The organism is Streptomyces sp. 13-12-16, from assembly GCF_002114215.1.
GTDB lineage: Bacteria > Actinomycetota > Actinomycetes > Streptomycetales > Streptomycetaceae > Streptomyces.
Window position 1 is genome coordinate 1 of sequence record NZ_NCTE01001458.1, and the last position, 697, is coordinate 697.

The 697-nt window shown below is 78.0% G+C and carries 1 pseudogene; it reads right to left on the reverse strand.

Features of this window, described 5'->3' with window-relative positions:
• Positions 1 to 697 (reverse strand): annotated as a pseudogene (locus tag B7767_RS42595) (ABC transporter permease); the annotation flags it as partial.

A 697-nucleotide genomic window follows, 5' to 3' on the forward strand; every position in this document is an offset into this window, starting at 1 on the left:
CATGGTGCGCAGCCGGGCCAGCAGCGCGGCGCGTTCGGGAGCGGCGCGCAGCAGGGTCAGCAGCAGGGCGAGCACGGCGTACCCGGCGCCCGCCGCCACCGCCGCCGTGTAGACGCGCTCGGCGCCGGACTGCAGGGGCGAGTCGACGTACCGCGCGAACTGTTCCGCCCGGAGCCGCACCTGCGCGGCACCCCCCACCGCCTCGCGCAGCGCCCCCGCGTCCGGCCGGTCCCCGGTCACCAGCAGCGTGGTCGGGCGGTCGGGGCCGTCGGGCAGCCCGGAGCGGTCCACGACCAGGAAGTCCAGCCCGGCCAGCACCGGGGTCCGCTCACGCACCTCCACGATCCGTACGGTGATGTCGTTGCCGTCCTCCAGGCGCACCCGGAACGGCCCGGTGCCGTAGCGGTCGGCGATCTCGGGGGAGGCCAGGGCGGGCAGCGCCCCGGTACCGGACGCCTTCAGCACGTCCGGGTCGAAGGAGCCGATGTCCGTGTGCCGGCTGAGGGCCGCGTAACCGGCGGGGTCGACCCCGGCCACCGGCACGGTCAGCCGGCCGCCCGGGGGCATGCCGTCGTAGGAGACGCTCACGGCGGTGACGTCCCGGACGCCGGGCGCGCGCCGGACCCGCTCGGCGAGCCCCGACGGCAGCGGCCGCGTCCCCTCGACACGGGCGTCGGCGCCGACGCCGAGGACGGCC